Origin of the sequence: Bacteroides luti (assembly GCF_900128905.1) — a bacterium.
Lineage (GTDB): Bacteria > Bacteroidota > Bacteroidia > Bacteroidales > Bacteroidaceae > Bacteroides > Bacteroides luti.
In genome coordinates this window covers 16,383-38,677 of sequence record NZ_FQTV01000004.1, presented here as the reverse complement: position 1 = coordinate 38,677, position 22,295 = coordinate 16,383, and the positions used below count along the sequence as shown (strand labels likewise).

The following is a 22,295-nucleotide window of genomic DNA, read 5'->3' as shown; positions in this document are numbered from 1 at the left end:
ACCATAATATTTGTATAAGAAAATCGGAATGTTTACATTTGTTTCATAAAGTAAAATGAAGCTTACAGATGAAGAGGATAATTCTGTGTTTTTTAATAATCTTCTCTTTTCTGTCTTATCCTGTTGTTTATGCTCAGGAAGGACGAAAATCTCTACCCATTGATAATGAGCAGACTTCTGTTACTTTAACTGTTATCGGCAATACTGTCCGTGTACTAAATGCTACGCCTGGATCTGTTCTTGAAGTTTATAATGTTTTAGGAATGAAAGTAGCTTCCATAAAAATAGATTCAGTAGATAAGGTAATTACTCTAAATCTACCTAAAGGTTGGTATATTCTCAAAATAGAGAATATAGCCCGAAAGGTAGCCATAAAATAGAATTTTATATCTTCTTATATTCACCCACATCAGCTTTGCTTTTGTGGGTGATCTTTTTAACAGATGCATTATTTTTCGTTTTTATTTCCGCAAAAACTATATCTTTGTCTGAAGTAATGAATTAAAAAAGATGAACGAATAATAAGTATGACAAAACGCCTGTTTCTTGCTATATCTTTCTTTATGCTGATTATGTGCGGTTGTAATCTTGATAAATCCGATTCTTTGGATTACTTAAACTTATCGTATTTTCAAAAGATGAGTGATCCACGTTTTGTGATAGATGGAGAAAAAGTGCATAAAAGACTATTGAAACTTTGTGTAGAGAGAAGTGTTCATTCTGCAAAAGATTCGGCATTATATCATTATTATGCAAAAGAGGGCTCTTCTTTATGGCTTACTTCGTACGGAGATTGGACACGGATAGAACAATTACTCTATTGGCTTGAAAATTCCAGGGTACATGGATTAAACCCTGAAAAGTTTTCTGTGTCTAAAATTAAAGCAAATTTCAGGAAATTGCGTTCTTTGGAAATTAAGAAAACAGATAATATTAATAAGCTGCTTGCTGAACTGGAGTATGATTTATCTGCAGCATATCTTCGTTATGTATGTGGAATGAGTTATGGCTTTGTTAGTCCGGGCAGGGTACTAAATAATATTGATGAGGCAGAACTTAAACCGGGAGAAGTAAGAGATTCGCTGGCTCCGCCAAAGATGAAGATTTACTATTCTATTCCTTTGAAGAGATATAACAGGAAATTTGTGAATAATGCTTTAGATGCAGTAAAAGGAGATTTGAATACTTTTATGATGACGGTTCAGCCAAAAGATCCTTTTTATTTGCGTTTACAGAAGGAATACGTTAGGTTGGCTGCTCAGAAAAGCAATTCTTTCAAAGAGATACCGGATATTGGAAAGTTGGTACTAAAAGAAGGAGATGTTAATGAAGTGCTGCCTTTGATTGCAGAGCGGCTTATGAATTTAGGATATCTGACACGGATTGAGCATGCAGAGAGTATTTATTCTTCGTTATCATCCGATTTGTTGAATGCAGTCAATGAATTCCGAAGAAGTAATAATATGCCAGTGAATAATACTATTGGTAGTTATACCATTGGAATGCTAAACCGGCCATTAAGCTATTATAAAAACATATTGGCAGTGAATATGGAACGGGTAAGATGGCAGAAAAGAATGAGTAAAGGGTCTAAATACGTTGAAGTGAATATTGCGAATTTTACTCTGAAGGCTGTGGATGAACGAGTTGACTCTTTGTTGGAAATGAAGGTATGTTGCGGAACTTATGAAAATAAGACTCCTCTTCTGGCAAGTAAAATTGTCTATATGCAGATGAATCCTTATTGGAATGTACCTCAATCAATTATCCGCAAAGAAATTATACCATCATTTCTTGCAGATCCTGCTTATTTTGAAAAGCATCAGATGAAGGTTTACGATACGGAAGGAAATGAAGTTAATCCGCTTTCTGTAAAATGGACAAGTTACGAAAACGAAGTAATACCATTTAGTGTTAAGCAGGAAAAAGGAGAGGGAAACTCATTAGGAAGACTTATATTTCGTTTTCCAAATGCTTTTGCTGTTTATCTGCACGATACACCTTCGCGCTGGGCCTTTATGAAAGAAAACAGAGCGTTGAGTCATGGTTGCGTGCGACTTGAGAAGCCGCTCGATTTTGCTTTTTTCCTTTTAAAGAAAAAGGATGAAAAGGTGATGGATAAAATAAGAATTGCGATTGATGTTCCTCCTAAAACAAAGCAAGGGAAGGAATTGTTGGAATTGCCAGAATATAAACCAATGAAAGCGTTTAGCTTTCCGGAAGCAGTTCCGCTTTTTTTAGATTATTATACCATAGTTATGTCCAAAGATGGCAAACTGAATTATTGCGATGATATTTATAAATTTGACAGGCCTTTATTGAAGGAACTAAGAAAAATATAACAGAAAAAGAATATGACTCCATCTTATAATGAGAAAGAAGTATTGTTACTGCTGCAGCATGAGGATACCCAAAAAGAGGCGTTCTCCAGAATTGTAGCACAATACAGTGAGCAGCTTTACTGGCAAATCCGGCGAATGGTGCTCTCTCACGAAGATGCGAATGACTTGTTGCAGAATACTTTTATTAAAGCCTGGACTAACATAGATTATTTTCGGGCCGAATCAAAACTCTCGACCTGGCTGTATCGCATAGCACTAAATGAATGCCTTACTTTTCTGAATAAGCAGAGGGCAACATCCATGATGTCTATTGACGAGCCGGAGGCCGAGGCCGTAAGCAAGCTGGAAGGAGATCCTTACTTTTCGGGAGATGATGCGCAAGTGTTGTTGCAGAAGGCATTGCTCACTTTGCCCGAGAAACAGCGAATGGTATTTAACCTGAAATATTTTCAGGAAATGAAATATGAAGATATGTCCGATGTGTTTGGTACCTCTGTTGGGGCATTAAAAGCATCATATCATCATGCGGTGAAGAAAATAGAAAGTTTTTTAAAAGATTCTTTTTAAACCTTTTGTGTTACGTAGAGTCTAAGAAATATAGAGAAGGAGAGATAAGATATGAAAGAAGAAGATGAAATATTGAGAAAGTGCGGCACCGGTAACCCGTTTACCGTCCCCGATGGCTACTTTGATCACTTCAAAGAGAACATTATGGAACAACTGCCTGAGAAGGTAGGTCAGCCTATTGTAAAACATCACATCACAAGGTGGAGCAGAGTAAAGCCATGGTTCTATATGACGGCCGTTTTTGCAGGAATGCTATTGGGCGTTCGTATAATGTTGAATTTAACATCAGGAAGTGATTCTTCAGAGATGTCTAAACATGCTGAAACTGAAATAGTAACAGATCGATATGTGGAAACAATGATTGATCATTCAATGATGGATGATTATTCCTTATATGAATGTTTAACGGAAGCTGAATAGAGGCTGCTATAAATAGAGAAAGGATATGAAAAGATTATTTTTAGTGTTAATGGTTTCTTTTATTGGAATAATAGGAGCCTTTGCACAAGATGGCCATAGGTCAAAGATGTCTCCGGAAGAGTTTCGTCAGAAACAGGAGGCTTTTATAACGGATAAAGCTGAGTTGACTCAAGATGAGGCAGTAAAATTCTTCCCAATTTATTTTGAGTTGCAGGATAAGAAAAGAGCATTGAATGATAGAGCGTGGTCTCAGATAAGAAAAGGAAAAAAGGAAAAAATGACTGAAGCAGAGTATGAAGCCATTATAACCAATGTTTTAAATGCTCGTATTGCTTCCGATAAATTGGAAAAAGCATATTTTTATAGATTTAAAGGAATTCTTTCCTGCGAAAAGATTTTTAAAGTTCAGGGAGCTGAAATGCGTTTCCATAGGGAGTTAATTAAAGATTTTGGTCGTAAACCTTAACCAGAAGAGAATAGATTTATTTTTTGAGAGAAATTAAGTGGAAGTGCCTTAGGTGGGTACTTCCACTTTTTGTTTTTATATAAATTCAATTGTTTCTATGTATTTTTGCACCTGCATATATTTTTTTAATGGCTCTGCTTTATAATTTATAAACTTTTCGCCAGTTATTTTTAATTTGATGTACATCATAACTAGTATTTGATGTATATCAAAGCTATGTTTAGATGTATATCAAAGTGGTGCTTAGATGTATATCAAAAATAAAAGTTGATTAAGCTAAATTAAACGTTTTAATAGTAATTAAAAAAACACGAAACCAAATTTCATGTCAACTACATCATTGGTGGCAGATCTAATAAATTAGTGGCAGATAAAGCGTAAAACAAATTTATCTGCTACTTGTTATTTTATTTATAAGCAACTAATTAGACTAATAGTAGCAGGTGATATATTTTTTTGTTTTTTTTTAATCTTAGTGATTACAGATACTGTTTTAGTACGTCCTATATAGTGATGTGAAAAATATATCTTTTTGAATCCAACTCTATAAATAGAAATATGAAATTAATAAATGGGCTTATTTTCAGACGTATAGCCTTGTTTTGCTTTGTCCTGTCATTATCTCTCAGTCTCTATAGTCGGACAGGGGGAAATATGTCATCTGCTGAAAATAAAAAATCCAGGTATAAAATTGCAGCTTGTGACTGGATGATCTTAAAAAGACAAAAAATTGGTTCATTCCAGTTAGTTAGAGAACTAAATGGAGATGGCGTTGAAGTTGATATGGGCGGTTTGGGAAATCGTGACTCATTCGATAACAAACTGAGACAGGTTCATTTTCAGAAACTGTTTAAAGAAGAAGCAGCCAAATATAACTTGGAAATCCCTTCAATTGCAATGTCAGGCTTTTATTCACAGTCTTTTGTGAAAAGAGCTAATTATAAAGAACTCACTCAAGATTGCATTCAAACTATGATTGCTATGGGAGCAAAAATAGCTTTTCTTCCACTAGGAGTTGAGTGTGACTTAACAAAGAATCCTGAAATCCGTTCAGAATTAGTAAATCGCTTAAAGGTAGTAGGAAATATGGCTCAGGAAGCAGGAGTCGTAATTGGTATTGAAACATCTCTCGATGCCAAAGGAGATATTAAACTTCTGAAGGAAATAAATTCACCAGCTATAAAAATCTATTATAATTTTCAGAATCCGCTTGTAGCTGGACGCAATTTGTATAAAGAGCTTAAGAAACTCGGCAAGAACCGTATTTGCCAAATACATTGCACCGACACAGATGATGTTTTACTACAATACAATAAACGATTGAATATGAATAAAGTGAAAGAAACCCTTGATAAGATGGGGTGGGGCGGATGGCTTGTTGTTGAGAGATCCCGGGATAAGAATGATCCACGTAATGTGAAAATGAATTTTGGGATGAATATTAATTATCTGAAACAGATATTTCAAAATGAAACCTTTTAATATAAATCTAAGTTCTATGAATCAAAAAAGAAAAGTGGAACAAATTACTGAAAATAGAAAAGAAATATAATTTGTTAATGTTAAATTTAAAATTTTGTCAATGAGAAAAAGAAAAGTTTATTCTGTAAAGGATACTATGCTATTCTTTCGAAGAAAAATGTATGCCTTGGTTACATTGGGCCTTGGTATTTTTCTTTTTGTATCTTGTGCCAATGATGGATTCGACAGCGATGAAAAATTTTCATCCGATGTAGTGAACACTACTCTAGAATCTCCTAAGGCAGAAGATATTGTGATTACACCGAGTGCAGATGGCGCTAAAGTCGCTGTTAAATGGCCGGTGGTTTATGGTGCGGGTGGATATCAGTTCTCTTTGTATATTGTTGATGATCCTAATAATCCGGTTGCTGTTGGTAAAGAAAATGAGATTGTAGATGGTTGTTCTGCAACACGTGCATTAGAGGAAGATACGAAGTATAAGGTTGTTATTAAGACAATGGGCAATACTAAATATAATAATAGTGATGCTCAGGCTTCAACTGAAGTTTCTTATTCTACATTGTTACCAACTTATGCAACAATTCCTAACGGTTCTGATATAACAGCATATTTTGCAAACAATCCTATTCCGGATAGTGCTGATGAACTGGCTTATAATTTAGAAGTTGGAGGTACTTATACCATGTCTGGGGTTGTTGATTTCGGAAATCATAAGGTTACATTCCGTGGAGATAAAATCAATCATCCTAAGGTAACTTATGGTGCGGCAGCAAGACTTTGTACTTCTGCAGGTTTGAAGATTAAGTTTATCGACTTTGACTGTAGTGCTCAAGATGGCCTTGCAGCAGATGCTTCGTTCTTATCTTTAAGTGCAACTCCTGCTATACCTTTAGGCACTGGTAGTTATTATATTATAACAGATCCTATTGTTGTTCAATCTTGTAAGGTAACAGGTGTTAAAGGCTATATTTTCTACAATAATCAGAAGAAATATTGTGTGAAGACATTCCTTATGAAGAATGATGTATTCCAATGTAATTCGGCTCAAACATCGACTGCATATATCTACTTTAATAAAGGAGATGGAGCTATTAATGATTTCACAGCTCAAAATTCAACTTTTTATGATCTAAGTGCTACAGGAAATAAATATTTCATTCAATATGGTAGCTCTGCGCGTCCTGATAGACCTGGCTTTATTTCTGGAAGTCTGAATTTCTATAATAATACTTTCTACAATATTGCTAATAAGGGACAAATGGGTAACTACAATAGCATGAGAAGTAATAAAGTTTATTTTAATCTGGCACAAAATATTTTCTATAACTGCGGTTCTGGTGAAGTTTGCCGTCGTTTTATGGGAGGTGGTACAGGTATGATTACATCTTTCAGTAAAAACTCATATTGGTATAATGGAGCTTTCTCTACTGCAGAACTTACTTATGACAAGAGCAATACTGCAATTCAATCAGAGCCTACTTTCAATAGTGCAGCAACAGGTGACTTTACTGTAACAAGTGCCGATCATCAAACTGCAAGATGTGGTGATCCACGTTGGTTGCCTACTGAATAATCTTTAATAAGCAAACTAAGAAGAATAAATATGAAAAGAAAATATATAATCAGTTTATGTCTGAGTTTAGTGATGGCATTTTTTGCTATGCCGGCTCTAGCTCAAGACAAAACAATAAAGGGAACTGTCGTTGATGAAAACGGAGAGCCTATTATTGGTGCTTCTGTTACCGTAAAAGGTGTACCTTCAAAAGGAACAGTTACAGACCTTAATGGACATTATACCTTGTCTGTACCTAAAGATGCTAAGTTAACAGTTTCTTTTATTGGTTACAAAAGCCAGGTTGTAACTGGTGGTGACGTCATTATGAAGCAAGATGAAACAACTTTGAATGAGGTTGTAGTTGTTGGTTATGGCGCTCAAAAGAAAGCCCACCTTACAGGATCTGTTGCAACGGTACCTATGGATGAAATTAAAGATTTGTCTGCAGGTGGTTTGGCTAGCACATTGAGCGGATTAATCAATGGTGTTAGTGTTAGCGGCGGTATGTCTCGTCCGGGACAGAATGCTACAATCTATATTCGTGATACCAATTCTTTATCAGAAGTTGGTAGTGCAGCTCAACAACCATTGTTTGTTATCGATGGCTATATTTATCCAAACGATGTGAAGGTAGGTAATGCTACACAAAATCTTGGAGCTGAAGCTTTCAACAACCTGGATCCTTCAGAAGTAGAAAGTATTTCTGTATTGAAAGATGCATCGGCTGCTGTTTATGGAGCTCGTGCTGCAAATGGTGTAATCCTGGTTACAACTAAAAAAGGAAAAATGGGTGCACCAAACATTTCTTATTCAGGAACATTTGGTTTTGCCGATGAAGTTGCTCGTCCTAAAATGTTGAGTTCTTACAATTACGGTCGTCTTTATAATGCTGTAGCTGATGCTGACCCTACTAATACATCTTTGAACCGTAAAACAGATCTTTATCAAGCTGACGAATTAGAAGCGATGAAGAGTCTGAATTATGATTTGCTTGATAAATATTGGAAGGTAGCAACAACTGCAAAACATAACGTTAATTTAAGTGGTGCTACGGATAAGGCTAACTATTTTGCAGGAATCTCTTATTTTGATCAAAATGCCAATTTAGGTAATCTGGATTATAATCGTTGGAATTACCGTGCTGGTGTAGATGTTAGTGTTAGTAAATGGTTAAAGGCTGGTATGTCTGTTTCGGGAGACTATGGAAAGAAAAATACTCCTTATATTAAAGTAGGTGGTTCAAGCAGTGAAAAAGACTATACGTTGTTGCTTACTCGTCCTCGCTATATCCCTGAAACTGTTGGCGGCTATGCTATTTCAGCTTATGGTATAAGCAATACTAACAAAGATGATGATCAGGAATATTCTTATTCTTTGATGCAAAATAATGGAGATTATAGTCGTACAATGAACTCTAATCTTACTGTAAATGCTAATGTAGAATATGATTTCGGCTGGAATAAGATCTTAAATGGTTTGAAAATCCGTTTGTCTTATGCAAAGAGTATCAACTCTGACAAAACTAATCAATTTGGTTCAACCTATGATATTTATCATATGGTAAACCGTACAGGTAGTGGTAGTCATTTATATACTCCAGTTGGCGATGCCGATTATAATTCATTCATAGCAGAAAGTAATTTGCTTAAGCAAACTATTGCTAATGGTGATCCAAGCCAGTTAAACCGTAGTATGACAAGAACTGATAACTATCAGTTAAACTTTACTGCATCTTATAGTCGTGATTTTGGTAAACATCATGTAGGTGGACTTTTCTCTATAGAAAAATCAGAAGCAGAGAGTGAATACCTTTATGGTATGGTTTCTAACCCTTATGAATTTACAACAGGCCAGTCAAACTCAGCTACTGGAGATACAAAAGTGGTAACCTTTACTCGTAGTGAGTCTGGTACAATGTCTTATATCGGTCGTTTAAATTATGCTTATTCTGGCAAGTATTTGTTCGAAGTCTTACTTCGTTCTGATGCTTCTACTAAGTTTGCTCCTAATAATTATTGGGGTTTATTCCCTTCTGCAAGTGCAGGTTGGATTGTTTCAGAAGAAGAATGGTTCAAGAAAGCTGCTCCATGGATTGAATTCTTGAAGGTGCGTGCTTCTTTAGGACTTACAGGTCGTGACAATACAGCTCCATGGCAGTGGATGCAGGTTTATGCACAAGACGCAGATAAGGGTGTGGTTTTTGGCTCAAGTACAAATGCCGATGCTAGCAACCGTATTACTATAAATAAGCTTAATTCAGCACTTAATCGTGATGTTCATTGGGATAAGTCTTATAAGGCAAACGTTGGTGTTGATATGAATGTTTTGGATAGTCGTTTGCAAATGACTTTTGATGCTTATCGTGAATGGAATCGTGATATGTTGATGAATATTGCTCAAACTGTTCCAGGTACTGTTGGTACTCAATCAGCTGCTCTTAACTTGGGCGAAATGGATAGCTGGGGTTATGAAGTAGGTTTAACATGGCGTGATAAAATCGGTAAAGATTTCAAATATCATGTAGGAATCAATACTGGTTATGGTGATAATAAAGTTCTTAATATGGACTTTGAGACTGAATATCTTTATCGTCAGATACAAAAAGGACACCGTTCTGATATTGGAACCTGGGGTATGCAATGTTTAGGTATGTTCCGTAGCTTCCAGGATATCGAAGAGTACTTTACTAAATATAATATTACTTCTTATTTAGGAATGGCAAAAGATAAGGTTCGTCCGGGTATGCTTATCTATAAAGATGTAAGAGGTGCTCAACAAGCTGATGGTACTTATGCTGCACCAGATGGTATTGTTGATAAAGATAACGACCAGGTTGCTTTATCAAGTCGTAGCAATCCTTATGGATTTACTACAAACCTTGGAGCAGAATGGAAAAATTTCTCTATCTCGGCTCAGATTAATGCTAGTTGGGGTGGCTATAGCTTAATTCCTTCTTCAGCATTGAAGCCAGGCGATGGCTTGGAATTTACAAATGTTCCTTCGTTCTGGAATCCTGATAATATGTATGTTTATCAAGATGTAGTAGATGGATCAGGTAATGTTGTATTGGCTCAAAACCGTAATGCTAAATACCCAAATATGGCTTACTCAAGTGTTAACTCAATGTCTTCTTCATACTGGAGAGTGAGTGGAACTAGAGTTCGCTTGAATCGTTTGACTTTAGCTTATTCAGTTCCTTCTTCCTTGATTAAGAAAGTTGGAATTCAGAGTGCTCGTTTAAATGTAACAGGACAGAATCTTTTGAGCTTGTATAATCCATACCCAGATCATTTTATCGATCCTATGAACAGTTATAATGCTTATCCTACATTGCGTCAGTTTACAGTCGGTGTTAATTTGACATTCTAAGCAGGGTATTATAAAATTCTAAAAGAAAATAACGATGAAAAAAAATATAATAAATCTGTTCAGCTTAAGCTTGACTATTATTTTCACGCTTTCTGCTTGTAGTGATGACTTCCTTGAAGAAAAGAAGAATTCCGATAACGTGAGCGAAGATATCTACAACTATTATACTGGATGTAATGCTCGTGTGAATGATATTTACAGCTGGTGTTTGCCGGATGTTAACGGTGCTCCTAGCTGGAAATACAACAGCACAGGTAATAATGATGACCAGGCAAAATCTACTGAAGAATATAGTGGTTTTGGTGCATTTGTTAATCCTGAATCACCTTTGGCTGTATTGAGTGGAACATCTGTTCCTGATTATTTTCAGGGAACAGCTAACAATATTCAAGCTTCAGCTTGGGGACGTATTCGTAATATCAATGACGTAATTCGTGGTATCGAAGGCGGAAGTCTTTCTCAGGAAAATAAAAATAAACTTCTGGGTCAGGTTTACTTCTTCCGTGCTTGGTGCTATTACAATCTTGTAAAATGGTATGGTGGTGTGCCTATCATTACAGAAGTTCAGGATCCTACTGAATCATCTTACGTACCTCGTTCATCAGCTAAGGCTTGTGTTGATTTCATGATAAGTGATTTGACTAAGGCGGCTGATATGCTTTCTGCAGAAACAACTAATGGCGGTTGGAAATCAGGTGACGATTGGGGACGGGTTACTTCAGGTACAGCATTGGCTTTGAAAGGGCGTGTACTATTAATGTGGGCAAGTCCATTATTCAACCGTGCTAATGATGAAACACGCTGGCAGAATGCTTATACTGAGATGAAGAAAGATCTTACTACAATCAACGCTTGTGGATATAATCTTTACAGCACTAGTAGTAATGTAAATGGATCTGACTTTGCTGGTATGTTTACTAAATATAGCCAAAATCCAGAAGCTGTGTTTGTGAGTCAATATAATACTGTTTCTGCAGGTAACGGACAGAAGAATAATTCATGGGAACGTAATATTCGTCCAAAGAATACAACTGGAAGTGGAAAAAATGCATCAGCAATGTTGATTGATATGTTCCCAATGGCAGATGGTAAGCGTCCTGCTTCTTGCGATACTTATACTAAGCTTCAGGCTTCCGATTCTACCTATAATGCTGGTTATCCATTTATGTCACGTGACCCTCGTTTCTATCGTACTTTTGCTTTCCCTGGTGTGCGTTGGGCTTATAAAGGTGATCCTACTCCAGCAAGTGTTAATAACCCATCTTATGATGGTGGTATTAATTATGTGCTTTGGAACTATGTATGGTATACTGACAAAAATGACCAAGGTAATCCTGAAAGTGGAAACTCTTATGGTGCAGACAATTTGTTAGCAAACAAGAGTGGTGTTTATGTACGTAAACGTTCTGATGATTTAGATGTGAATAATTCACCTCTTTACGGAGGTTTCGATGCAACCAATTCTAATGGAGGTTTTGCTTATTCTGCAGCTCCTTATATTGAACTTCGTTATGCAGAGGTATTATTGAACTTTGCAGAGGTAGCTTGTGGTGCCGGTCATATGGATGAAGCTGTAGAACAAATAAAGAAAGTTCGTGCTCGTGCAGGTTATACTTCTGATAACAATTACGGATTGCAACAGGATTTGACATCAGATCAAGCTACATGTATGTCTGCAGTTCTTTATGAACGCCAAATTGAATTTGCTTATGAAGGCAAACGTTTCGATGATCTTCGTCGTTGGATGTTATTTGATGGTGGTGCAACAGCAGTAACTGGTGCTCCTTCTTCATGGACATTGACCGGATGGGGTGGCAATACTTGTACATGGCTTGGCTTTAAAGCATTGAATGGACAACGTCGTGAGAATTTTGAATTCCGTGTGGCTGATTCTTATGGTATTGGTGGAACAACATTCGATTCTGATCCATTAGTAAAAGCTGGCGTTACTCGTTGTACTCCTGTTGATTATCGCAAAGCCGACTTAAAGTCTCAATTGGAAACACTGAAATCATGGTATGAAACTCATTTGGTTCGTAACTTGAAGAAGGGCGATGGTCGTGATTCTAATCATAATGATGAGTACATTTCGTTCTTGCCACGTTATTACTTCCTTGGTCTTTCTCAAGGTGCATTGAATAACAACCTTAAGATACAACAGACTATCGGTTGGGAAGATTCAAACAATGGTGGTTCCGCAGGTACCTTTGACCCATTTGCTGAATAATCGAATAAAGAATAAATAGGAAAAGAGGATGTTTCGAGAGAAGCATCCTCTTTTTTGTTTTTTTTTTATTCAATTTTGTTTGTTGGTGATTACAAAAAGCTCCTAAATTTGTCTTATAGGTATAAGTAAGTTCTTAAATAACGAAAAATGAAAAAGAAATTATTATTGGTAATGTTTATGGTGGCACTTATGACACCATTTTCACAAGTTAAGGCTCAGTATCCTGATGTCCCTAAAGACGTTAAGGAAGCAGCTGATAAAATGATGGCAGAAGAACAGGCGTCTTCTGATGCTGCATGGGAAAAAGCTTATCCTATTATTAAAGAAGAGGCTCAACACGGACGTCCATATATTCCATGGGCAGCTCGTCCAACTGATCTTCCACAAGCTAAAATTCCATCTTTCCCAGGTGCAATGGGTGGCGGTGCATATACTTTTGGTGGCCGTGGTGGTAGAGTTATTACTGTAACAAACCTTAACGATCGCGGACCAGGTTCTTTGCGTGATGCTTGTGAACAAGGTGGTGCTCGTATTGTAGTATTTAATGTTTCTGGTATTATCCGCATTAAAACTCCTATTATTGTTCGTGCTCCTTATATTACTATTGCAGGACAAACAGCTCCGGGTGATGGTGTATGTTTAGCTGGTGAATCTTTCTGGGTAAATACTCACGATGTGATTGTACGCCACATGCGTTTCCGTCGTGGTGAAACATGGGTAGGCCGTCGTGATGACTCATTCGGTGGTAACCCTGTAGGTAACATTATGATTGACCACTGTTCTTGTACTTTTGGTCTGGATGAAAATATTTCTTTCTATCGTCATATGTTCAACCCAGGAAAAGGATATAATGATCTTAAGTTGCCTACTGTAAATGTAACTATTCAGAATACAATCTCTGCTAAGGCTCTTGATACTTACAACCATGCATTTGGTAGTACTCTTGGTGGTGAAAACTGTTCTTTCATGCGTAACCTTTGGGCTAGCAATGCAGGACGTAACCCATCTATTGGTTGGAATGGTATTTTCAACTTTGCAAATAATGTAATTTACAACTGGGTACACCGTTCTGTTGATGGTGGTGATTATACAGCATTGTATAACATCATTAACAACTATTACAAACCAGGTCCATTAACTCCAAAAGATACTCCGGTAGGTCACCGTTTCGTGAAACCAGAAGCTGGACGTAGTAAACTAGGTTATTATGTATTTGGCCGTGTATACTGTAACGGTAATGTAATGGAAGGTAATGAAACTGTTACTAAAGACAACTGGGCAGGTGGTGTTCAGGTTGAAGAACAACCTAATACAGATGGTTATACTGCTGATATGAAATGGAACGAACCATTCCCAATGCCTTCATTCCCAATTATGTCTGCTAAAGAAGCTTACAATTTTGTAATGGATAATGTAGGTGCTAATATTCCTAAGAGAGATATTGTAGACCAACGTATTATTGAAGAAGTAAAAACTGGTAAGGCTTATTACAAAGAAGGTTTGGATCCTGAATCTTTCTATCAATTCAAATATCGTCGTTTACCAAAAGATTCTTATAAGAAAGGTATCATTACAGATATCAAGCAAGTTGGCGGATATCCTGAATACAAAGGTAAAGCATACAAAGACAGTGATAACGATGGTATGCCAGATGCATGGGAAAAAGCAAACGGTTTGAATCCTAACGATCCATCTGATGCAAACAAAGATTGCACCGGTGACGGCTATACAAACATTGAAAAATACATCAATGGTATTGATACCAAAACTAAGGTTGACTGGACAAACCCTGCTAATAACTTCGATACATTGGCAAAAAAAGGTTCATTGATGTAATAAATGGCTGGTATGAAAAATAATAAAATGAAATTTTTGTACTTAGTTGCATTATTCGTCCTTTTTGCTGGTACAACTTTTGCTACAGAACTGGATTCACTTAACCGTGATCCAAAATATGTAGAGACTATCAAAGGTCGTTCACAGAAAATTGTCGATAAACTGAAACTGAAAAAAGCAAATGTGGCTCTTGATGTTCGTAATATTATTGCCAATAAGTATTTCTTATTGAATGATATTTATGAAAAAAGAGATGCCGCAGTTAAGAAAGTCAAAGATTCTGGTGTGACAGGTTCACAAAAGAACGAGGCTCTTGCTGCTATTGATCACGAAAAGGATGCAGCTTTATACCGCTCTCATTTCGCTTTTGCTTCGGATCTTTCTTTGTTGCTCAACGAAAAGCAGATTGAAGAAGTAAAAGATGGTATGACTTTTGGAGTTGTAAATGTAACTTATACTGCAACTCTCGATATGATTCCTTCTTTAAAAGCCGATGAGAAAAAGCAAATATTAGCTTGGTTAAAAGAAGCTCGTGAATTTGCTATGGATGCTGAAAATTCTAATAAGAAGCATGAAGCATTTGGTAAATACAAAGGACGTATTAACAACTATCTTTCTAAAAGAGGATATGATCTTACTAAAGAAAGAGCTGAGTGGGAAAAACGTTGTAAAGCAAAAGGTATAAAATTATAGTTGGTTAATTATGTATATTAATAATCCCTGGTTTATCTGTACCAACAGATAAGCCGGGGATTTTTTGTTTCTGGATTTATTGCCTAATGAACGGTAATTTATTCACCAATGGTTACTTGTTTATTGCCCAATAAATAAAATTCATTCACCAATGAATTTCAACCATTCCATTTATCACTGCTAATTGAGTACAAACTTTCTTTTAAAGCGTCCTTTTATCGTATTGTTGTGTGTAATTTATTAAAAAGTTAATTCTATAATGGCAAATATAATTAAATCAGGATTTCTGTTGCTTCTCATATTTTTGGCTTCATGCAAAACATCTCGTTCAGATGTCTATCTCTTTACATCTTTCCACGAACCAGCAAACGAAGGTTTGCGCTATCTTTGGAGTGAAGATGGCATTCATTGGGATAGTATTGCAGGAGCATGGTTTAAGCCGGAATTAGGAGTGCATAAACTGTTACGCGACCCATCTATAGCCCGTACTCCCGATGGCATTTACCATTTAGTGTGGACTACCAGCTGGAAAGGCGATCTGGGATTTGGTTATGCAGAATCAAAAGACTTGATTCATTGGTCGGACGAGAAAATGATTCCCGTTATGGCTAAAGAACCTACTACTGTAAATGTATGGGCTCCGGAAATTTTTTATGATGATGAAAAGAAAGAATTTGTAGTAGTGTGGGCTTCTTGTGTTCCAAATCGTTTTGAAAGAGGAATTGAAGATGAAGACAACAATCATCGTCTGTATTATATTACAACAAAAGACTTTAAAACAATATCTGAAACAAAATTGTTTTATGATCCGGGATTTAGTGTAATCGATGCTACCATTGTAAAACGTGCAAAGAACGACTATGTTTTGGTGCTTAAAGACAATACCCGTGCTATGAGAAACCTGAAGATTGCGTTTGCTAAATCTCCAACAGGTCCTTATTCACCGGCATCTGTTCCTTTTACTGAAAGTTTCGTTGAAGGTCCTTCTGTTACTAAAGTTGCTAACGACTATATGATTTATTTTGATGTATACAGAAAACATATTTACGGAGCAATGAAAACAAAAGATTTTATTCATTTTCAGGATAAAACGAATGAAGTAAGTGTTCCGGAAGGGCATAAACATGGAACAATTATTAAAGTTCCACGTTCTGAAGTTACTAATCTATTAAAGGCACGTAAATAAACATACTCTCTTTAATGAGCTTCAAAGTCACATAATGACTTTCGATATAAATACGCAGAAAAGTAAAAACATAGCTAAATTAAAATGAATAGATTTACTCAATCAATATGTTCGCTTGCATCAGCTTTTCTTCTGACAACAGTTGGCGCGGCACAGAATAAGATTCATTATACAGGTACAGAACTTTCTAATCCTGCATATCATGATGGTCAGCTTTCTCCGGTAGTAGGAGTACATAACATTCAGGTAATGCGGGCTAACCGCGAGCATCCAAATGTTTCCAATGGTGATGGCTGGACATATAATCATCAACCGATGATGGCTTACTGGCAAGGAAAGTTCTATATGCATTATCTTTCGGACCCGAAAGATGAGCATGTACCATCTTCACGTACTCTTTTAATGACTTCTAAGGATGGATACAACTGGACAAATCCGGTAGTTCTTTTCCCTCCATATAATGTTCCCGATGGATATACAAAACCAGATTATCCAGGTGTGGCAAAGAATCTGATTGCTATTATGCACCAGCGGGTAGGCTTTTATGTCTCAAAGTCGGGTAAGCTTATAGCTATGGGATTCTATGGCGTGGCATTAGATAAGAAAGATGATCCGAACGATGGAAATGGCATTGGTCGTGTGGTTAGAGAAATCAAGAAAGATGGTTCTTTCGGGCCAATCTATTTCATTCATTACAATCATGCCTTCAACGAATCAAATACCAACTATCCATTCTTTATAAAGAGTAAGGATAAGAAATTTGTAGCAGCTTGTCAGGAAATTCTTGATAATCCGCTTTATCGTATGCAATGGGTAGAGGAGTCAGATCGTAACGATCCCATTATTCCGTTGAAGAAAGAATATAAAGCATTCTGCTATTATCATTTGCCGGACGGCAATATTGCTTGTTTGTGGAAACACGCACTTACTTCAATCAGTAAGGATGGCGGTAATACCTGGCTTGAACCTGTAGAACGTGCAAAAGGATTTGTAAACAGTAATGCTAAGATCTGGGGACAAAGACTGACCGACGGTACTTATGCAACTATCTATAATCCTTCAGAATTCCGCTGGCCGCTTGCTATTTCTACTAGTATTGATGGTTTGGAATATACAACACTGAATCTTATTCAGGGTGAAATTACTCCAATGCGTTATGGTGGAAATTATAAGTCATACGGTCCGCAATATGTTCGCGGTATTCAGGAAGGTAATGGCGTTCCCGCCGATGGTAACCTTTGGGTTGCATATAGCATGAATAAGGAAGATATCTGGGTTTCATCTATTCAGGTTCCTATCCGACAAAATGCCCTGACTCAGGCCGATGATAACTTTGATAAATATAAATCAATCAATGAACTGACAGAATGGAACATCTATTCTCCAATCTGGGCACCTGTTTCAATAGAAAATAAGAACGGAGCCAACTGGCTTACTTTAAAAGATAAAGATCCTTTCGATTTTGCTAAAGTAGAGCGTAAGATTCCTGCAACTTCAGAACTGGAAGTTTCATTCAAAATGATGGCAGATCAGGCTGACAAAGGTACACTTCAAATTGAATTCCTTGATGAAAACGGCATTGCATGCTCTCGTCTGGATCTTACTCCTGACAGTTTCTTCCGTGCAAAAGGTGGATCTCGTTTCTCGAACATGATGAAATACGAGGCCGGCAAAGTATATGACGTAAAAGCTCTTCTATCTGTAGCCAACCGTAGTATTACTGTAACTGTTGATGGTAAAAGAGTAGGAGTACGTATGTTCTTTGCTCCGGTACATTCTATAGAAAGAGTAGTATTCCGCACAGGTGCACCTCGTAATTTCCCTACTCCGGAAACTCCGGCCGATCAGGATTACGATTTACCAAATGCAGGTGCCGAAGATCCAATGGCTGCATATTATATTAAAGATGTAAAGACAACAGCGGTTAATCCTAAAACTTCTGTTATTCTAAGTTATGATAATTTCAGTCATTACGTTGATTACTTCAATGGAATGGAAGATGAGAATATTGCTCAGGCTATTCCAAATGCTCAGGCAAGCGAATGGATGAAAGAAAATATTCCATTGTTTGAATGTCCTCAGAAGAATATTGAAGAGATGTACTATTACCGTTGGTGGACATTGCGCAAACACTTGAAACAAACTCCTGTAGGATATGCATTTACAGAGTTCCTTGTTCCGCGTACTTATGCCGATCAGTATAATCTTATAGCTTCGGCTTTCGGTCATCATATTTATGAATCACGTTGGTTGCGCGACCAGAAGTATCTTGATCAATATATTCATGTATGGTTCCGTGGAAACGGTGGTCAGCCAATGAAGAAACTTGCAACTTTCAGCTCATGGGCTGCCGATGCAATTCTTAACCGTTACAAAGTAAATGGTAATAAGGAATATATGCTCGATATGCTTCCTGATCTGGAAAGCGAATACAAACGTTGGGAAAGTACTCATCGTTTATCTTCAGGATTATTCTGGCAGGGAGATGTTCAGGATGGTATGGAAGAATCTATCAGTGGTGGTAGAAAGAAAAAATATGCTCGTCCAACTATTAATAGTTATATGTTTGGTAATGCAAAGGCTTTGTCACAAATGGCTTTGCTTGCCGGAAAGAAAGATGAAGCAGCACTTTACGAACATAAAGCAGATACTATAAAGAATTTGGTTGAGAATAAATTATGGAGCGTGAAACACGGATTCTTCGAAACTTATCGTACCGATTCATTAGCAAATGTACGTGAAGCAATTGGTTATATTCCTTGGTACTTTAATCTTCCGGATGCTAATAAATACGATTTGGCATGGAAGCAAGTAACCGAAGAGGGTGGATTCCTTGCACCTTACGGACTTACTACAGCAGAACGTCGTCACCCGTTATTCCGTATGGCAGGTTGCTGCAAATGTGAATGGGATGGAGCAATCTGGCCTTTCGCTACATCTCAGACTATGACTGCTATGGCTAACTTTATGAATAACTACAAGCAGACAGTCTTGAATGACAGTACATATTTCCATTTGATGGAACTTTACGTTGAATCTCAATATCACCGTGGTCGTCCTTATGTAGGCGAATACCTTGACGAAGTAACAGGAGCATGGTTAAAAGGAGATCAGGAAAGAAGCCGTTACTATAACCACTCAACCTTTAATGATCTGATTATTACCGGACTTGTTGGTCTTCGCCCTCGCACGGATAACACAATAGAAGTCAATCCATTGATTCCTGAAGGAAAATGGAACTGGTTCTGTCTTGACAATGTGTTGTATCATGGTAAGAACATTACTATAATGTGGGATAAAGACGGTAGTAAATATCATCTTGGAAAAGGATTACGTATATTTGTCAATGGAAAAGAAGTCGCAAAATCAGATCGTTTGAAGAAGATTGTTTGTGAAAATGTATTATAACAATAGCAAAAGCATATCAATGAAGTACCGGATTATCATATTATTTAGTCTGATAATAGCTTTATGTCCTTCTTTTGCAAGAGGGATTGAGGTTACAAAGATGACTTGTGAATTGTCTGAAGCTCCTTTGACAATTGATACTGAGCATCCTCGCTTTGGATGGCAACTGCAATCCAAAGTAAATGGAACGCGTCAGTCGGCTTATGCAATAGAACTTTATAATGTTGATAATGGAAAAAATGAACTGGTATGGACTTCTGGAAAAATTGTTTCCAATAAAAGTCAGCTGGTTCCTTATTCAGGTTCTAAAAAACTAGAACGTACAACAAAATATGTATGGCGTGTGATGGTTTGGGATGAGAATAACAAACCATCATCATGGAGCAGGAAAGCAGAATTTCGTCTTGCTCCTTCAGCCGCTTTCCTTAATGCAAAGTGGATTGGATTTATTTCACGTGAAAAGGCGAATTTACCTTCGGGAAGACATTTCCATTCTACTGTATTAAAGAAACCGGAGAATAAAGCTTTATGGGCAGCTATCGATTCTGCTTCCAGCAAAAGTGTTTATCTGCGTCGCTCGTTTACTGCAGATAAAAAGATAACTCAGGCTACTGCTTATGTTTGCGGACTGGGGCATTATGAGTTTTCTTTAAATGGAAAGAAAGTAGGGGATGGTGAGTTTACTCCTCTTATTAGTGATTATGATAAGACTGTTTATTATAATGTTTACGATGTTACAGCCAACTTAAGAAAAGGTCGCAATGCTATTGGAATATTATTAGGAAATGGTTTCTATAATGTGCAAGGCGGTGGTCGTTACCGTAAGTTGCAGATTAGTTTCGGACCTCCTACTTTGTTTTTTAAACTGGTTGTCAGTTATGCAGATGGCACAACAAAAGAGATTCTTTCCGGTGCCGACTGGAAATATTCTTTCAGCCCCATTATATTCAATAGTATTTATGGCGGAGAAGATTACAATGCTTGTCTGGAACAAAAAGGCTGGAATAAACCAGAATTTAATGATAGCCGCTGGCTTCCGGTAGTTGTTCAAGGTGCTCCAAAAGGAAAACTTCGTCCGCAGCAGGCTCCTTCGGTAAAGATCATGGAGCACTATGGTGTGAAGAGTGTCAATAAGCTTTCTGATAAATATGTGCTGGACATGGGGCAAAACTTGTCTGGTTTTCCGGAGATTACAGTAAATGGTAAAAGAGGAACAACTATCCGCCTTACTGTTGGTGAATCATTGAATCCCGATGGCACTGTCAGCCAAAAGAATACAGGTAGCAAGCATTATTATGAATATACTCTTAAAGGAGAAGGTGATGAATACTGGCATCCTCGTTTCTCTTACTATGGTTTCAGATATATTCAGGTGGAAGGTGCACGTCTCAAAGAAGATAAAGTAAACAGTAATTTGCCACTCTTAAAGAAAATACAATCTTGTTTTGTATATAACTCAGCCCAAGAGGTTGGTGAATTTAATTGCTCAAACAAAATATTCAATGATGCTCACCGCATTATTTGTATGGCGATGAGAAGCAATATGCAAGGAGTGTTTACTGATTGCCCACACAGAGAAAAACTTGGTTGGCTGGAAGAGACACATCTTAATGGTCCCGGGTTGTTCTTCAACTATAACCTGACTAAATTTATTCCTAAAGTTATGCAGGATATGTGTGATGCTCAGCACTCAAACGGATTAGTACCTAGCGTTGCGCCAGAGTATGTTGAGTTTGAAGGCGATTTTCAGGATTCTCCCGAGTGGGGTAGTGCATCCGTAATTCTTCCATGGATGTATTACGACTATTATGGTGATAATTCACTTATCATAAAATATTATCCAACCATGAAACGTTATGTAGATTATCTGACTTCACGTGCTGATAATCATATTGTTTCTCACGGACTGGGCGACTGGTATGATTACGATGGCAAGAAAGCCGGATTTTCCCGTAATACTCCAATACCTTTAGTTGGAACAGCTCATTATTTATGGGACATCCAACTTTTAAGCAAAGCAGCAGCCATGGTTGGGAATAAAGAAGACGAAGTACATTATGCGGAGTTGGCTAAGGAAGTTAAGAAGGCATATAATGATAAGTTCTTTAATACGGCAACCCGCCAATATGGTAATGGCAGTCAGTGCTCCAATGCTCTGCCTCTGTTTTTGGATATTGTAGAACCGCAATATAAAGCTGATGTGTTGGCTAATTTGGTTAAAGATATAAAAGCTCATGGTAACCGACTAACTACTGGTGATGTAGGTAACCGTTACCTTTTCCAGACACTTGCAAGAAACTGTTTGAATGATGTAATGTACCAGATGAACAATCATGAAGATGCACCGGGATACGGTTTCCAGGTTAAGTTTGGTGCTACAACACTGACCGAACAATGGGATCCGAGAGAAGGAACTTCGTGGAACCATTTTATGATGGGACAAATTGATGAATGGTTCTATGCATGGTTGGCAGGCATTCAGCCTGTTCCAAGTGAACCCGGATTCCAAAAGCTGGTAATTGCTCCTCAGGTTGTGGGCGATCTTAAGCATGTTTCTGCTTCCTACAATACACTTTATGGTAAAGTAGCTGTGAATTGGAAAGTTGAAAATGGAGTCTTTACCATGAATGTTGAGATTCCTGTAAACTGCTCTGCTACAATCATTCTTCCTAATAAGGAAAAACGAGTTATGGAAAGCGGTAAACAGACCTTTACTGTGAATATTTAGTAACTTTATACTTTGA

At 37.2% G+C, this 22,295-nt stretch carries 14 protein-coding genes; all 14 read left to right on the top strand.

Features of this window, described 5'->3' with window-relative positions:
- The first annotated feature begins 68 nt into the window (after positions 1-68).
- The 14 genes from BUC21_RS04565 (at position 69) to BUC21_RS04500 (ending at position 22,279) form a co-directional block, all read left to right on the top strand.
- Positions 69-380, top strand: a complete 312-nt coding sequence (locus tag BUC21_RS04565; RefSeq protein ID WP_073399691.1) for a T9SS type A sorting domain-containing protein — start codon at positions 69-71, stop codon at positions 378-380.
- Positions 381-527: 147 nt separating this feature from the next.
- Positions 528-2,342, top strand: a complete 1,815-nt coding sequence (locus BUC21_RS04560) for a L,D-transpeptidase family protein (protein WP_073399689.1) — start codon at positions 528-530, stop codon at positions 2,340-2,342.
- A gap of 12 nt (positions 2,343-2,354) precedes the next feature.
- On the top strand, positions 2,355-2,909 hold the full coding sequence (locus tag BUC21_RS04555; RefSeq protein ID WP_073399687.1) for an RNA polymerase sigma factor: 555 nt from the start codon (positions 2,355-2,357) through the stop codon (positions 2,907-2,909).
- 51 nt (positions 2,910-2,960) lie between these two features.
- Positions 2,961-3,329 carry a hypothetical protein gene (locus BUC21_RS04550; protein ID WP_073399685.1) on the top strand — a complete coding sequence of 123 codons (369 nt, stop codon included), beginning with the start codon at positions 2,961-2,963 and terminating at the stop codon, positions 3,327-3,329.
- A gap of 25 nt (positions 3,330-3,354) precedes the next feature.
- Positions 3,355-3,795, top strand: a complete 441-nt coding sequence (locus BUC21_RS04545; protein WP_073399683.1) for a Rossmann-fold NAD(P)-binding domain-containing protein — start codon at positions 3,355-3,357, stop codon at positions 3,793-3,795.
- Between the two features lie 654 nt (positions 3,796-4,449).
- Positions 4,450-5,277 (top strand): sugar phosphate isomerase/epimerase family protein, encoded by an 828-nt coding sequence (locus tag BUC21_RS04540; RefSeq protein WP_245797068.1) that lies wholly within the window; start codon positions 4,450-4,452, stop codon positions 5,275-5,277.
- Between the two features lie 100 nt (positions 5,278-5,377).
- Entirely contained in the window at positions 5,378-6,850 is a 1,473-nt protein-coding gene (locus BUC21_RS04535) for a DUF4992 family lipoprotein (RefSeq protein WP_083547595.1), read from the top strand.
- Positions 6,851-6,880: 30 nt separating this feature from the next.
- On the top strand, positions 6,881-10,201 hold the full coding sequence (locus BUC21_RS04530) for a SusC/RagA family TonB-linked outer membrane protein (protein ID WP_073399679.1): 3,321 nt from the start codon (positions 6,881-6,883) through the stop codon (positions 10,199-10,201).
- Between the two features lie 34 nt (positions 10,202-10,235).
- Positions 10,236-12,428 carry a RagB/SusD family nutrient uptake outer membrane protein gene (locus BUC21_RS04525; RefSeq protein WP_073399677.1) on the top strand — a complete coding sequence of 731 codons (2,193 nt, stop codon included), beginning with the start codon at positions 10,236-10,238 and terminating at the stop codon, positions 12,426-12,428.
- A gap of 147 nt (positions 12,429-12,575) precedes the next feature.
- The gene (locus tag BUC21_RS04520) at positions 12,576-14,264 is read left to right on the top strand and encodes a polysaccharide lyase (protein ID WP_073399675.1); all 1,689 of its coding nucleotides are present in this window, start codon (positions 12,576-12,578) and stop codon (positions 14,262-14,264) included.
- 27 nt (positions 14,265-14,291) lie between these two features.
- On the top strand, positions 14,292-14,957 hold the full coding sequence (locus tag BUC21_RS04515) for a DUF3826 domain-containing protein (protein ID WP_073400046.1): 666 nt from the start codon (positions 14,292-14,294) through the stop codon (positions 14,955-14,957).
- Between the two features lie 259 nt (positions 14,958-15,216).
- Positions 15,217-16,143, top strand: a complete 927-nt coding sequence (locus BUC21_RS04510) for a glycoside hydrolase family 43 protein (protein ID WP_073399673.1) — start codon at positions 15,217-15,219, stop codon at positions 16,141-16,143.
- An 84-nt stretch (positions 16,144-16,227) separates the two neighbouring features.
- Positions 16,228-19,551: an MGH1-like glycoside hydrolase domain-containing protein gene (locus BUC21_RS04505; RefSeq protein WP_073399671.1), complete on the top strand. Its 3,324-nt coding sequence runs from the start codon at positions 16,228-16,230 to the stop codon at positions 19,549-19,551.
- A gap of 19 nt (positions 19,552-19,570) precedes the next feature.
- The gene (locus tag BUC21_RS04500) at positions 19,571-22,279 is read left to right on the top strand and encodes a glycoside hydrolase family 78 protein (protein ID WP_073400044.1); all 2,709 of its coding nucleotides are present in this window, start codon (positions 19,571-19,573) and stop codon (positions 22,277-22,279) included.
- Positions 22,280-22,295: the final 16 nt, after the last annotated feature.